A 13,127-nucleotide genomic window follows, 5' to 3' on the forward strand; every position below is an offset into this window, starting at 1 on the left:
GAAGGGATCAGGAGGACGGCGGGGACTCACACGGCACGGCGGCCGGAGACGTCGAACCGGTCGCGGAACAGGAACAGCAGCCCGGCGCCCAGCACCGCCACCGCGCCGGACACGCCCTGCCCGGCCGCGGTGAACGGCGCCAGCGGGCCGTCCGCGGACGCGCGCCCCGCGTCCGCCACCAGCAGCACGGCCGCCCACACGACCGCCACCACGGACGGTCCGGCCACCGGGCCCAGCCGGGGCGTCACCGCGAGCCCGGCCGCGGTGAGCGCGAGCCCGGGCAGCAGCCAGGCCAGGGCCGCCGCCCCGTACCCGGGCAGCGCGAGGGCGGCCGCACCGCCCACCGCGAGCGCCACGACGAGCACGGCGACCGTACGGATCATCAGCAGCCGGAAGCCGTGCATCGGCGAGACGACGGCCATCTCGTACGTGGGGTCGACCGCAGGCCCGTAGGCGAGCGCCACCGAGGCCAGCGGCAGCAGCGGGGCGAAGGCGAGGAACAGGGTGGGCCTGCCGACGGCACCGGCCGAGTAGGCCACGAGGCAGGTCGTGACCAGCACGGCGGCGAGCGCGCCGAGCCAGGACCGGCGCAGTACGGGCGTGGCCGCGAGCAGCCGCGCGGTGCCGTCGCCCGCGCCGCACCGCACCAGCAGCCTCTCGAACCGGCCCGGCCGGGGTGCGTCGAGCTCGGCGTCGAGCCGTTCCCAGCCCGCGTCGAGCGCGGCGGCGTCGCTCACCCCGGCCAGGACGCCGCGGCACGTCGCGCAGGCGGTCAGATGGGCGTCGGCGGACCAGAGCGCGGGCGCCGCCAGTGCGCCCCGGGCGTAGGCCCGCAGGTCGTCCTCGTCGACGTGCCAGGTGTCCCGGCGACGGCTGTCCTCGATACTCATGCCAGCGCCTCCCGCAGCTGCCGGCGGGCGCGCATCGCCCGCGTCTTGACCGTGCCCGGCGGAATGCCGAGCAGGACCGCCGCCTCCCGGGTGGTCAGCCCGTCGACGACGGTGGCCTGGAGCACCGCGCGAAGCTCCGGCGAGAGCCGTACGAGCGCACCGGCGAGGTCGCCGTGCTCGACCCCGGTGAGGACGCGGTCCTCCGCCGAGACCTCGTCCCGGTGCCGCAGACGCGCCAGCGCCTGCCGCAGCCGCCCGCGCGCGCCTTCGCCGCGCAGCGCGTCGATCAGGCGCCGCGACCCGATCCGCCACAGCCAGCCGGCCACGTCACCCTCCTCCCGGTAACGCGCGCTGCCCCGCCACACGGCGAGGAACGTCTCCTGCACGACGTCGTCGACCACGGCGGCGTCGGCGCAGCGACCGCGCATGCGGGCGGTCAGCCAGGGCGCGTACCGGCGGTACAGCTCCTCGAAGGCCCGCCGGTCGGCATCCGCCGCGACGGCCCGCAGCAGCTCCCCGTCGCTTCTCGTTTCGCTCACGTCTCCTCATCGCACGAGCCCGGCCCACCGGTTCACACGGTCCCGGAGACTTTCCGGAAGCCCGCCGCTGTCCCGCACGTCATGTCCTCGTAACCATTGATTCAGACAGCCTTGCGACGCTCGGCGAATGAAGCCCACCGAGCCGGACCATTCCGTGCCCTCCGACGCGCCTGACCCGCGCGCGGCGCGGAAGAATGGGTTCATGAGGCAGCCGAACAGCCAGGGACAGGTCCAGCACTCGCAGCCCTCCGTGGGCTCCATCACCGCGCACCGCTCGCACACCGTGGCCGCCACCGTCTCCGACCTGGAACCCGACATCGACGCCGACCTCGACGCGTACGAGGAGTCGGAGGAGTCCCAGGCGGGCGGCGCCCGGCTGCCGCAGGGCCGGTTCCTCGACCGCGAACGCAGCTGGCTCGCCTTCAACGAACGCGTGCTCGAACTGGCCGAGGACCCGGCCACGCCCCTCCTGGAGCGGGCCAACTTCCTCGCGATCTTCGCCAGCAACCTGGACGAGTTCTTCATGGTCCGCGTCGCCGGCCTCAAGCGCCGCATCGCGACCGGCGTCGCCACCCGCTCCGCCTCCGGCCTCCAGCCCCGCGAGGTGCTGGACATGATCTGGGCCCGCTCCCGCGAGCTCATGGCCCGCCATGCCGCCTGCTTCCACGAGGACGTCGCCCCGGCACTCGCCGACGAGGGCATCCACCTGGTCCGCTGGACCGAGCTGGCCGAGAAGGAGCAGGCCCGCCTGTTCACCCTCTTCCGGCACCAGATCTTCCCGGTCCTCACCCCCCTCGCGGTCGACCCGGCCCACCCCTTCCCGTACATCTCGGGCCTCTCCCTGAACCTCGCGGTCGTCGTCCGCAACCCCGTCACCGGCCACCGGCACTTCGCCCGCGTCAAGGTCCCGCCGCTGCTCTCCCGCTTCCTGGAGGCCTCCCCGGGCCGCTACGTCCCCATCGAGGACGTCATCGCCGCGCACCTCGAAGAGCTGTTCCCGGGCATGGAGGTCCTGGAGCACCACGCCTTCCGCCTCACCCGCAACGAGGACCTGGAGGTGGAGGAGGACGACGCGGAGAACCTGCTGCAGGCGCTGGAGAAGGAGCTGATGCGGCGCCGCTTCGGCCCGCCCGTGCGCCTGGAGGTCGAGGAGAGCGTCGACCGCGAGGTCCTGGACCTCCTCGTGCGCGAGCTGAAGATCGGCGAGGCGGAGGTCTACCCGCTGCCCGGCCCGCTCGACCTCACCGGCCTCTTCCGCATCCACAGCCTCGACCGTCCCGAGCTGAAGTACCCGAAGTTCGTCGCCGGCACCCACCGCGACCTCGCCGAGGTGGAGTCCGCCTCGGCGCCGGACATCTTCGCCGCCCTGCGCGGCCGGGACGTCCTGCTCCACCACCCGTACGACTCCTTCTCGACGTCCGTGCAGGCCTTCCTGGAGCAGGCGGCGGCCGACCCGGACGTGCTGGCGATCAAGCAGACGCTGTACCGCACCTCGGGCGACTCCCCGATCGTCGACGCGCTCATCGACGCGGCCGAGTCCGGCAAGCAGGTCCTCGTCCTGGTCGAGATCAAGGCCCGTTTCGACGAGCACGCCAACATCAAGTGGGCCCGCAAGCTGGAGGAGTCCGGCTGCCACGTGGTGTACGGGCTGGTCGGCCTGAAGACCCACTGCAAGCTGTCCCTGGTGGTGCGGCAGGAGGGCGAGACCCTGCGCCGCTACAGCCACGTCGGCACCGGCAACTACCACCCGAAGACGGCCCGCCTCTACGAGGACCTCGGCCTGCTCACCGCGGACCCGCAGGTCGGCGCGGACCTCTCCGACCTGTTCAACCGCCTCTCCGGCTACTCGCGGCGCGAGACCTACCGCCGCCTCCTCGTCGCGCCGAAGTCGCTCCGCGACGGCCTCGTCTCCCGCATCCACAAGGAGATCCAGCACCACCGCGCGGGCCGGCCCGCGTACATCCGCATCAAGGTCAACTCGATGGTCGACGAGGCCGTGGTCGACGCCTGCTACCGCGCGTCCCAGGCCGGCGTCCCGGTGGACGTCTGGGTGCGCGGCATCTGCGCGCTGCGGCCGGGGGTGGCGGGCCTGTCGGAGCACATCCGGGTCCGCTCCGTCCTCGGCCGCTTCCTGGAGCACTCCAGGGTCTTCGCCTTCGGCAACGGCGGCGAGCCCGAGGTCTGGTTCGGCAGCGCCGACATGATGCACCGCAACCTCGACCGCCGGATAGAGGCCCTGGTCCGGGTCACCGACCCGGCCCACCGGGCGGCCCTGAACCGGCTCCTGGAGACCGGTATGTCCGACACCACCGCCTCCTGGCACCTCGGCCCGGACGGCGACTGGACCCGGCACGCGACCGACGCGGACGGCCAGCCCCTGCGCAACATCCAGGAGATGCACATAGACGCCCGGAGGCGCCGGCGTGGCACAGCAGCACCTTGAACCGACGGACCCCTCGGCCGGCAGCGGTCCACCGGCTCCCCCGGGCACCGTCCCGGGCAGGGGCACCCCGACGGACGTGGCCGTGCATACGCGCGCGGCTCCCGCGTCCGTACCGGCCACCCCGGCGACCGCTCTCGCCGCCTGCGACGCGGAGGTCCTCGCGCGGTACCTGCGGGCCCAGGCCACGGAGTTCCTGCGCGCCCTGCGCCAGCACCGGGAGTCGGGTACCGGCCCGAACGGAACGCCGGGACCCCACCGGGCCGCCCCGCCCCCCGGCCACGGGGACGCGGCCCTCGCCCTGCGCCGGGCGGCCCGCCGGATCAGCGGCACCCTGCACACCTTCCAGTCCCTGCTGGACACCGACTGGGCGGAGGGCATGCGCCCCGAGCTGGCCTGGCTGTCCGGCACGCTGGCGATGGAGCACGCGTACGCGTCCCGCCTGGAACGCCTGCTCGACGCCCTGCACCGGCTGTCCGGCCCGGCGGCGGCCGCGCCGCGCGCGGTGGGCGACCGGGCCACGGCGCCCGCCCCCACCACCGTGCCGCCCCCTGCGCCCGGCGCTCCCTCCGCTTCCCCCGCTCCCGCTCCCCGCGTCGCGGCCCAGGACCGCGGCAACCTCACCGTCGGCGCGGCGAAGGCGGGCGCGCTGCTCGACCGCCAGCTGACCCTGGCCCGGACCCGGGCGCACTCCTCCGCCCTCCAGGCGCTCGGCAGCAGCCGCTTCCACGCCGTCGCGGACAAGGTCGCCCTGCTGGCCAGTGAGGTCCCGCTGCGCCCCGCCGCCGCGCCGGCCGACCTGCGCCCGCTGGCGGCCGCCGCGCACGACCGGCTCACCGACGCCGTCGCCGCCCTCCCGCTCGTCGCCGCGGGCAGCCCGTACAACGCCCAGGCACTGGTCCACGGCCTCTCGCCCGACCCGGCGCCGCATCCGCAGGACGCCCCCTGGCACCAGGTGCGCCTGCTGCTGCGCCTGCACCGGTACGCGGTCGAGGTGCTGGCCGCGACACCGGCCGGGAACACCGGTGAGGCCGCGGGCAACGGGGAGCCCGCCGGTCCCGCGGACGTACGCCTGCTCACCGCCGGTGACGCCCTGAACCGCCACCGCGACGCCTCGGAGGCCGCCGCCGCCGCGGCGCAGGCCGCCCGTACGCCGCGCATCGCCCCGGCGACGGCCTACGCGCTCGGCGTGCTCCACGCCGACCAGCGGCACGAGGTGGAGGCGGCGCGGTACGCGTTCCAGCACTGCTGGCGCGGCACTCCCGTCAGACCGGCGTAGCCCCGGCACCACTCGGCACGGCCGGGTCCTGGTCCCGCTCCCGGTCCGGCAGGGTCCGGTCCGGCCGGGCCGGTACGGCGGCGAAGTGCGTGGCGTCCTCGGGCACACCGGTCTGTGCCACGCCGTCGCCGTCGAGGTACCGCCAGGCGAACGGCACACCGCGCGCCGTCATCACGTCGGGGCCGTCCATGAGCTGGAAGTGCAGGTGCGGCTCGGAGGAGTTGCCGGAGTTGCCGCACTCGGCGATCTCCTGGCCCGCGGTGACCCGGTCCCCCGCGGCCACCCGCAGCGAGCCGCGCCGCAGGTGTGCGAAGGCCGCGTGCACGCCGTCGCCGAGGTCCAGGACGACGTGGTTGCCCATCAGGTGCCTCGGCCACCCGAGGCTGCGGACGAAGCCCTCAAGGTAGAGGAAGAGGAAGGCGGGCAGCGACATGCGGGACAGGTGGTCCCGCTGCCGTCCCGTGGTCGCGACGACGACTCCGCCGGCGGGAGCGAGTACCGGCCTGCCGTAGGTGGGGTAGCGGCCCGAGCGCCTGCCGAGCGGCCACAGCCAACGGAAGGGCGGCGCCTGCGGCACGGCTACCCCGCCGTCCGCTTCGGGCTCGTGCTTCAGGTCGATGGCGTACGTCTGCGCGTGGCTGTGCGTGTGGCTGGGGACCTTCGTGGCCGGGCCGTTGAGCGCCGTCCAGCGTCCGGCGACGGGGACGCGCAGGAGTACCGGCTCACGGTCCGGGGGCGGACGCTGGGTGCGGACCAGGGTCACCCGCATGACCTGGCCGACGACCAGCAGCGCCACGCCGGTGCACCAGAGCGGACCGATGCCCTGCCGGTTCACCACGACGCACAGGGCGCCGGCGGCGAACACCAGGCCGTAGCGCTTCCACAGCATCACGAGCACGTGCACCTCTTGGCAGATGTGTCGGTCCGGGCGAACGCGCATCCTGTCATGCGGGCGACGACTCCCCGGCCTGCGCCCCGCTCGCGACGCACGCGACCGGGACCGCTCCGTGTCCTCGACGTAAGCGTTCCGTGACCTCACCGCACCGACCACAGGGGTTCACCCCGCGTTCATTTATGCCCATCGGCGGCTTCACCTGTTCTGCCTAATTTCGGCCTTACCCGATACGGGCGCATCCCGAAAACGCGTGCGTATCGCACCCGTATCGCAGTCCTCGCACGCCGCCGGATTCAGGACGGCGGCTCCTGGAAGGAACTCCCTCAAGTGAAGCTTCAGCGCGTGAACCGGCGGGCCCTCGCTCTCGGTGCTCTCGCCGTCTCCGGCGCCCTGGCCCTCACGGCGTGCGGCTCCGACGACACCAGCGGTGGCAGCGGCGGCGACTCCAGCTCCGCCGCCTCCAACAGCAACATCAAGTGCGACGACGCCAAGGGCCAGCTCCAGGCCTCCGGCTCCTCCGCGCAGCAGAACGCGGTGGACGCCTGGGTCAAGCAGTACGTCTCGGCCTGCAAGAACGTGCAGATCAACTACAACCCGACCGGCTCCGGTGCGGGCATCACCGCGTTCACGCAGGGCCAGACCGCGTTCGCCGGTTCGGACTCCGCCCTGAAGCCCGAGGAGATCGAGGCCTCGAAGAAGGTCTGCACCGACGGCCAGGCCATCGACCTGCCGATGGTCGGCGGCCCGATCGCGGTCGGCTTCAACGTCACCGGCGTCGACTCGCTCGTCCTGGACGCCCCGACCATCGCCAAGATCTTCGACAGCAAGATCACCAACTGGAACGACGAGGCGATCAAGAAGCTCAACCCCGACGCCAAGCTTCCGGACCTGAAGATCCAGGCCTTCCACCGCTCGGACGAGTCCGGCACCACGGACAACTTCACCAAGTACCTGAAGGCCGCCGCGCCGCAGGACTGGAAGTACGAGGGCGGCAAGTCCTGGGAGGCCAAGGGCGGCCAGTCCGCGCAGGGCTCCTCCGGCCTGGCCGGTCAGGTGAAGCAGACGCCCGGCTCCATCTCGTACTTCGAGCTGTCCTACGCCAAGGACGGCATCACCACCGTCGACGTCAAGACCGAGGCCGCCGAGCCGGTCAAGGCCACCGTCGAGAATGCCACCGCCGCCATCGGCGCGGCCAAGGTCGTCGGCACCGGCAAGGACCTCGCCCTCGAGCTGGACTACACCCCGGACGCCGCCGGCGCCTACCCGCTCGTCCTGGTGACGTACGAGATCGCCTGCGACAAGGGCAACAAGGCGGACACCCTGCCCGCCACCAAGTCCTTCCTGAACTACATGGCCTCCGAGGACGGTCAGGGCCTGCTGGCGGACGCCGGCTACGCCCCGATGCCCACCGAGATCATCACCAAGGTCCGCGAGACCATCTCGGGCCTGAGCTGACCCGAGTGCGGTCCGGTCCCCGCACGGGACCGACAGCGTCCCCGCCCGGGGACCGGACCGCACCGTCCGGTGCACCGCCGCCAGGAGCCCCCGGTCGACCGGGGCTCCGCCCGGGCCGCCGACCACGGCGGCTCCGCAGACCGGAGAACCCGATGGACATAACAACGGACACCCAGAAGCCAACCCCCTCCCCCACGCCCCAGCCGCCCGCCACCGGGGACAAGAGCGCCGCACGCGGCGTGACCCGCCCCGGCGACCGGATCTTCCTCGGGCTCTCCCGCGGGTCCGGCATCCTCGTGCTGGTCATCATGGCCGCCATCGCGGCGTTCCTCACGTACCGCGCCTCGATCGCCATCAGCGAGGACGAGGCGAACTTCTTCACCACCTTCGAGTGGAACCCGACCGGCAGCCCGCCGGAGTTCGGCATCGCCGTCCTGGTCTACGGCACCGTCGTGTCGTCGATCGTCGCCATGGCCATCGCCGTCCCGGTCTCGGTCGGCATCGCGCTGTTCATCACGCACTACGCGCCGCGCAAGCTGGGCGGTCTGATCGGCTACGTGATCGACCTGCTCGCCGCCGTGCCGTCGATCGTCTACGGCCTGTGGGGCGCCCTCGTCCTCGTGCCGCACCTGAACGGGCTCTACGGCTGGCTCGACCAGTACCTCGGCTGGACCGGCGTCTTCGAGTGGAACGGCGGCGCGGGGCGCTCGCTGTTCACCGTGGGCATCCTGCTCGCGATCATGATCCTGCCGATCATCACCAACGTCAGCCGCGAGGTCTTCCGGCAGGTCCCGCGCATGCACGAGGAGGCCGCGCTGGCCCTCGGCGCCACGCGCTGGGAGGTCATCCGGATGTCGGTGCTCCCCTTCGGCCGCTCCGGCGTCATCTCCGCCTCGATGCTCGGCCTCGGGCGCGCGCTCGGCGAGACGATGGCCGTGGCCATGGTGCTCTCGCCGACCTTCGACATCTCCGCCAGCCTGCTCGACCCGGGCGGCGGCACCTTCGCCCAGAACATCGCCAGCAAGTTCAACGAGGCCACCGAGATGGGCCGGGACGCGCTGATCGCCTCCGGTCTCGTCCTGTTCGTCATCACCCTGCTGGTCAACGGCGGTGCCCGCATGATCATCGCCCGTCGCAAGGAGTACTCGGGGGCCAACGCATGAGCAACGCAACCCTGACCCCCAAGAACCGCAGCTCCCTGCGCGCCGCCTCGCTGCCCAAGTGGTTCCCGTGGGCGGTCGCGGCCGGCTCGGTCCTCCTCGGCCTCGGCATCAGCGCCGCCGCCGGACTGAACAGCAGCATCCAGTGGGCCCTGATCGCCGCGGTCCTCTTCGTCGGCGGCACGTACGGCGTCTCGGCGGGCGTCGAGGGCAGGCGGCAGGCCAAGGACCGCGTCGCGACCAGCATGGTGTGGGTCGCGTTCCTGATGGCCCTGATCCCGCTGCTCTCCCTGATCTGGGAGACCGTGAAGAAGGGCGTGAAGGTCCTCGACGGCTACTTCCTGACCCACTCGATGGGCGTGGTCGGCGACGCCGAGCCCGGCGGCGGCATCTACCACGCCATCCTCGGCACCCTGGAGCAGGTCGGCATCGCCACGCTGATCTCCGTGCCGGTCGGTGTGCTCACCGCCATCTACCTGGTCGAGTACGGCCGCGGCCGGCTCGCCAAGGCCGTCACCTTCTTCGTGGACGTCATGACGGGCATCCCGTCGATCGTCGCGGGCCTGTTCGTGCTCAGCCTGTGGGTCCTGATCCTGGACATGGGCCCGTCCGGCGTCGCCGGCTCGTTCGCCCTGTGCATCCTGATGATCCCCGTGGTCGTCCGCTCCACCGAGGAGATGCTCAAGCTCGTCCCGAACGAGCTGCGCGAGGCGTCCCTCGCCCTGGGCGTGCCCAAGTGGCGCACGATCATCAAGGTGGTCCTGCCGACCTCGATCGGCGGCATCGTCACCGGCGTCATGCTGGCCGTCGCCCGCATCACCGGCGAGACGGCCCCCGTGCTGCTGCTGGTCTGGGGGAGCAACTTCATCAACGCGAACCCGTTCAAGGATCCGCAGGAGTCGCTGCCGATGTACATCTACCTGCAGTACGGCGCGGGCTCCGAGGCGGGCTACGACCGTGCCTGGGCGGCGGCCCTGACGCTCATCGCGTTCATCATGATCCTCAACCTCGCGGCCCGCGGCATCGCCCGCTGGAAGGCCCCGCGGTGACGTCGGTGCGGCAGACGCCGCACGGCCGGTCGCTGACGCGACCCACAGAAGCACAGTCCGCGACCGGACCCCGAAAGAAGCAGTGATACCCATGGCCAAGCGCATAAATGTCAGCGGCCTGAACGCCTACTACGGCTCCTTCCTCGCCATCGAGGACATCTCGATGACCGTCGAGCCCCGCTCCGTGACGGCCTTCATCGGCCCCTCCGGCTGCGGCAAGTCCACCTTCCTGCGGACGCTCAACCGCATGCACGAGGTCACGCCCGGCGGGCGCGTCGACGGCAAGGTCATGCTCGACGACGAGAACCTCTACGGTGCCGGCATCGACCCGGTGTCCGTGCGGCGCGAGGTCGGCATGGTCTTCCAGCGCCCGAACCCCTTCCCGACGATGTCGGTCTACGACAACGTGGCGGCGGGCCTGCGCCTGAACGGCAAGTACAAGAAGTCCCAGCTGGACGACATCGTCGAGAAGTCCCTCAAGGGCGCCAACCTCTGGAACGAGGTCAAGGACCGCCTGAACAAGCCCGGCTCCGGCCTCTCCGGCGGCCAGCAGCAGCGCCTGTGCATCGCCAGGGCCATCGCGGTCGAGCCGAACGTCCTGCTGATGGACGAGCCCTGCTCCGCCCTGGACCCGATCTCCACCCTGGCGATCGAGGACCTGATCGGCGAGCTGAAGGAGCGCTTCACGATCGTCATCGTGACGCACAACATGCAGCAGGCGGCGCGCGTCTCGGACCGCACGGCCTTCTTCAACCTGGCGGCCGTCGGCCAGCCCGGCAAGCTGATCGAGATCGACGAGACGGAGCGCATCTTCTCCAACCCGTCGGTCCAGGCCACGGAGGACTACATCTCCGGCCGCTTCGGCTAGGAACCCCCGATCTCCTCACGGTGCTGCATGGCGGTGCCACCGCGAGGACACCAAGGGCCCGCCCCCGATCCGGGGGCGGGCCCTTCCGCACAACAGCGCAGCTTCCTCGCCCGGCATCCGCGCCGGACGCCCTACAGGAACGCCAGATCCACCACCCAGTACGACACCGCGGCCACCACCGCGGCCGCCGGCATCGTGATGAACCACCCCAGGATGATGTTCTTCGCGACGCCCCACCGCACCGCGTTCACCCGCTTCGTGGCCCCGACGCCCATGATCGCCGAGGTGATCACGTGCGTCGTCGAGATCGGCGCGTGGAAGATGAACGCCGACCCGAACATGATCGACGCCCCCGTGGTCTCCGCGGCGAACCCCTGCGGCGGGTCCAGCTCGATGATCTTCCGCCCCAGCGTCCGCATGATCCGCCAGCCACCGGCGTACGTCCCCGCGGACAGCATCAGCGCGCAGGCGAGCTTCACCCACACCGGGATCGGGTCGCCGTACTCCTCGACGTCGGCGATGACCAGCGCCATCACCACGATGCCCATCGTCTTCTGCGCGTCCTGCAGACCGTGCCCCAGCGCCATGCCCGCCGCCGACACCGTCTGCGCGATACGGAAACCGCGCTTGGCCTTGTGCGGATTGGTCCGCCGGAAGATCCACATGATCGCCGTCATCACCAGGTAACCGGCGAGCAGACCGATCACCGGCGACACGAACATGGGGATGACGATCTTGTCGACGACCCCGTGCCAGTACACGGTCGTACTCCCGGCCAGCGCCGCGCCGACCATGCCGCCGAACAGCGCGTGCGACGAGGAGGAGGGCAGCCCGAAGTACCAGGTGATCAGGTTCCAGACGATCGCGCCCACGAGCGCGGCGAAGAGGATCCCCATCCCCTTCGAACCCTCGGGGGTCTGGATCACCCCCTCGCTGACGGTCTTGGCGACCCCGGATCCCATGAACGCGCCGGCCAGGTTCATCACCGCGGCCATGGCGAGCGCCGCGCGGGGCGTCAGCGCGCGCGTCGACACGGAGGTGGCGATCGCGTTGGCCGAATCGTGGAAGCCGTTGGTGTACGTGAAGAAGAGCGCGACCCCGACGGTCACGACCAGTGCGAAGGTGTCCATGAAGAGCTCAGGACTCCTTGACGGCGATGGTCTCCACCGTGTTCGCCACGTGCTCGAACGCGTCGGCCGCTTCCTCCAGCACGTCCACGATCTGCTTGAGCTTCAGCACCTCGATGGCCTCGTACTTGCCGTTGAAGAGGTGGGCGAGCAGCTTGCGGTGGATCTGGTCGGCCTGGTTCTCCAGCCGGTTGACCTCGATCCAGTACTCGGTGAGGTTGTCCATCGTGCGCAGGTTCGGCATGGCCTCGGCCGTCAGCTCGGCGGCCCGCGCCAGCACCTCGATCTGCTGCTCGACGCCCTTGGGCAGTTCCTCGACGTTGTAGAGGACGACCAGGTCGACGGCCTCCTCCATGAAGTCCATGATGTCGTCGAGGGACGAGGCGAGGTTGTAGATGTCCTCGCGGTCGAAGGGCGTGATGAACGAGGAGTTCAACTGGTGGAAGATCGCGTGCGTCGCGTCGTCACCTGCGTGTTCGGCGGCCCGCATACGCTCTGCGATCTCGGCCCGGGCGGATGCGTCCGCCCCGAGCAGTTCCATGAGGAGCTTGGAGCCCGTGACGATGTTGTCCGCGGACGCGGCGAACATGTCGTAGAAGCTCGTCTCCCTGGGGGTCAGACGAAAGCGCACGTGGGGTCCTCGGGGTGCATGGGTTTCGGTCAGGCTGATGCTAGGCGCATCATCCGGCCACGGCTAACGGGCCGTCCCCCAGTGTCGCCCATCAGGCACAGTGATGAGCAGGGGGGCGACGTCGGGGCCTCCGGCAAGGGCCCCTTACCCAGGAAAGTTCGTTACCATATACCCGCCAGGGGTATATGTCCGCTATCGCCCCGTCCCGGCCCGCACGCTCACAGGAGGACGCGATGACGACCACAGAGGCCGGCGGTACGCCCTCCTCCGCCACGGCCCGGACCGACCGGACCGAGACCGACGGCACGGACATCGTGACCGACCACGACCGCGGCATCCACGGCTACCACCATCAGAAGGACGAGCACCTCAAACGCCTGCGCCGCATCGAGGGCCAGATCCGGGGCCTGCAGCGGATGGTCGACGAGGACGTCTACTGCATCGACATACTCACCCAGGTCTCCGCCTCCACGAAGGCCCTGCAGTCCTTCGCGCTGCAACTGCTGGAGGAGCACCTGCGCCACTGCGTCGCCGACGCGGCCCTCAAGGGCGGCACCGAGATCGACGCGAAGGTGGAGGAGGCGACGAAGGCCATCGGACGCCTACTGCGTACGTGAACGTTCCTCCGCGACCCGCAGCACCTTGTCGATGCTCTCCAGGCTGAGCCGCTCCCGGGCGGCCGACGCCGCGATGATCAGCTCGCCGCACAGCTCGATCTCGGCGAGGGCCACGTGGTCCTGAACCGCCGTACCGCCGACCGGAGCCACACGCGTCACCTCGTCTCTGCCGTCACC

The 13,127-nt window shown here is 71.2% G+C and carries 13 protein-coding genes; 7 read left to right on the forward strand and 6 right to left on the reverse strand.

The annotated features are described in order from the left end of the window. Window positions 1–26: 26 nt before the first annotated feature. The gene (locus IG94_RS0129710) at window positions 27–890 is read right to left on the reverse strand and encodes a cupin domain-containing protein (RefSeq protein ID WP_031044114.1); all 864 of its coding nucleotides are present in this window, start codon (window positions 888–890) and stop codon (window positions 27–29) included. Continuing rightward, complete coding sequence (locus IG94_RS0129715; protein ID WP_031044119.1) at window positions 887–1,429, reverse strand: RNA polymerase sigma factor; 543 nt, start codon at window positions 1,427–1,429, stop codon at window positions 887–889. The genes IG94_RS0129710 and IG94_RS0129715 overlap by 4 nt, the downstream gene beginning before the upstream one ends. Before the next feature lie 202 nt (window positions 1,430–1,631). Here IG94_RS0129715 and IG94_RS0129720 point away from each other — a divergent pair, with 202 nt between their 5' ends. Together IG94_RS0129720 and IG94_RS0129725 are read left to right on the forward strand one after the other, a co-directional pair. Further along, window positions 1,632–3,872, forward strand: a complete 2,241-nt coding sequence (locus IG94_RS0129720; protein ID WP_031044122.1) for an RNA degradosome polyphosphate kinase — start codon at window positions 1,632–1,634, stop codon at window positions 3,870–3,872. Further along, window positions 3,853–5,148 (forward strand): CHAD domain-containing protein, encoded by a 1,296-nt coding sequence (locus IG94_RS0129725; RefSeq protein ID WP_031044125.1) that lies wholly within the window; start codon window positions 3,853–3,855, stop codon window positions 5,146–5,148. Before IG94_RS0129720 ends, IG94_RS0129725 begins: the two co-directional genes overlap by 20 nt. On the opposite strand, the gene IG94_RS0129730 is transcribed toward IG94_RS0129725, so the two are convergent. Beyond that, entirely contained in the window at window positions 5,135–6,037 is a 903-nt protein-coding gene (locus IG94_RS0129730) for a M23 family metallopeptidase (protein ID WP_052410919.1), read from the reverse strand. The two genes, IG94_RS0129725 and IG94_RS0129730, sit on opposite strands and share 14 nt — an antisense overlap. A gap of 333 nt (window positions 6,038–6,370) precedes the next feature. Between IG94_RS0129730 and pstS the strand changes: the two genes are divergently transcribed. The 4 genes from pstS (at window position 6,371) to pstB (ending at window position 10,575) form a co-directional block, all read left to right on the forward strand. Continuing rightward, entirely contained in the window at window positions 6,371–7,498 is a 1,128-nt protein-coding gene (gene pstS, locus IG94_RS0129735) for a phosphate ABC transporter substrate-binding protein PstS (protein WP_031044133.1), read from the forward strand. A 152-nt stretch (window positions 7,499–7,650) separates the two neighbouring features. After that, the gene (gene pstC, locus IG94_RS0129740) at window positions 7,651–8,661 is read left to right on the forward strand and encodes a phosphate ABC transporter permease subunit PstC (RefSeq protein ID WP_031044137.1); all 1,011 of its coding nucleotides are present in this window, start codon (window positions 7,651–7,653) and stop codon (window positions 8,659–8,661) included. After that, a complete protein-coding gene (gene pstA / locus IG94_RS0129745) occupies window positions 8,658–9,707 on the forward strand; it encodes a phosphate ABC transporter permease PstA (RefSeq protein ID WP_031044140.1) in 1,050 nt (349 codons plus the stop codon). Before pstC ends, pstA begins: the two co-directional genes overlap by 4 nt. Window positions 9,708–9,798: 91 nt before the next feature. After that, window positions 9,799–10,575 (forward strand): phosphate ABC transporter ATP-binding protein PstB, encoded by a 777-nt coding sequence (gene pstB, locus IG94_RS0129750; RefSeq protein ID WP_031044144.1) that lies wholly within the window; start codon window positions 9,799–9,801, stop codon window positions 10,573–10,575. 131 nt (window positions 10,576–10,706) lie between these two features. Here pstB and pitH read toward each other — a convergent pair whose 3' ends face one another. Continuing rightward, window positions 10,707–11,705: a low-affinity phosphate transporter PitH gene (pitH, locus tag IG94_RS0129755; protein ID WP_031044146.1), complete on the reverse strand. Its 999-nt coding sequence runs from the start codon at window positions 11,703–11,705 to the stop codon at window positions 10,707–10,709. Between the two features lie 7 nt (window positions 11,706–11,712). Beyond that, the gene (locus IG94_RS0129760) at window positions 11,713–12,333 is read right to left on the reverse strand and encodes a DUF47 domain-containing protein (protein WP_003974832.1); all 621 of its coding nucleotides are present in this window, start codon (window positions 12,331–12,333) and stop codon (window positions 11,713–11,715) included. Between the two features lie 233 nt (window positions 12,334–12,566). On the opposite strand from IG94_RS0129760, the gene IG94_RS0129765 reads away from it, so the two are divergent. Then, window positions 12,567–12,950: a metal-sensitive transcriptional regulator gene (locus IG94_RS0129765; protein ID WP_031044149.1), complete on the forward strand. Its 384-nt coding sequence runs from the start codon at window positions 12,567–12,569 to the stop codon at window positions 12,948–12,950. Here IG94_RS0129765 and IG94_RS42955 read toward each other — a convergent pair. Then, a complete protein-coding gene (locus IG94_RS42955) occupies window positions 12,936–13,100 on the reverse strand; it encodes a hypothetical protein (protein ID WP_164711397.1) in 165 nt (54 codons plus the stop codon). The two genes, IG94_RS0129765 and IG94_RS42955, sit on opposite strands and share 15 nt — an antisense overlap. Window positions 13,101–13,127: the final 27 nt, after the last annotated feature.

This window comes from Streptomyces olivaceus (assembly GCF_000721235.1).
Taxonomy (GTDB): Bacteria; Actinomycetota; Actinomycetes; order Streptomycetales; family Streptomycetaceae; genus Streptomyces; species Streptomyces olivaceus.